Below are 937 nucleotides of genomic sequence, written 5' to 3' on the forward strand. Positions count from 1 at the left end.
TCCACCGTAATGCCCGCCTGACCCCGACCGGTAGACGGATCCTCGTCGAACGTGTCATGAGTGGCCGTCCGGTTGCCCATGTAGCCAAGGAAATGGGGGTCTCCCGGACCTGTGCCCACCGCTGGATCAGCCGGTTCCGGTCCCACGGCTTGGACGGCCTTCAGGACCGCAGCTCCAGACCAAAGTCATGCCCGCATGCCACCCCAGTGGAAGTCGTTGCCGACGTCCTGACCCAGCGGGTGGAGCACCGCGAAGGACCAGTGCAGCTGGCCTTGCGGTGCGGGACCAGCGCCCGGACCGTCTCCCGGATACTGGCCCGTGCCGGCATGCCCAGACTGTGGGACCTGGACCCCGTGAGCGGGGCACGGATCCGGGCTTCCCGCGCCACCGACCGCCGCTATGAACGCGACGCACCAGGGGACATGATCCACATCGACGTCAAGAAACTCGGCAGGATCCCCGAGGGGGGAGGCTGGCGGGCCGACCCTGCACAGAGCCCGGCCAACCACCGCTCCTCGGGCAGGAACCTGGGCTTTGACTACGTCCACGTCGCCGTCGATGACTACACCCGGCTCGCTTACGCCGAAGTCCTGCCCGACGAGAAAGGGCCCACCTGTGCAGGGTTCCTCACCCGGGCGGCAGCGGTCATGGCAGCGAACGGCGCACCGGTCAAACGCGTCATGACCGATAACGCGTTCGCCTACCGGCTCTCCCGCGATTTCCAGGACGCACTGGCCGCTCTGGGCGCCAAACACATCCTGATCAAACCCCGCCATCCCTGGCAAAACGGCAAAGCAGAACGCTTCAACCGCACCCTGCAAGAAGGCTGGGCCTACCGCCAACCATTCACATCGAACCAGGAACGCACCGAGGCCCTGCAGCCATGGCTAGACTTCTACAACAACTACCGGCCACACGGCAGCCTTGGAGGCAAACC

General features: G+C 65.8%; 1 protein-coding gene. It reads left to right on the forward strand.

Features of this window, described 5'->3' with window-relative positions; all coding sequences use genetic code 11:
- A partial coding sequence (locus P2Q66_RS19495) for an IS481 family transposase (protein WP_275730803.1) occupies positions 1-937 on the forward strand: 937 nt, incomplete at both ends.

Source organism: Arthrobacter sp. Cr_A7, from assembly GCF_029222765.1.
In the GTDB taxonomy this organism is placed as follows: domain Bacteria; phylum Actinomycetota; class Actinomycetes; order Actinomycetales; family Micrococcaceae; genus Arthrobacter.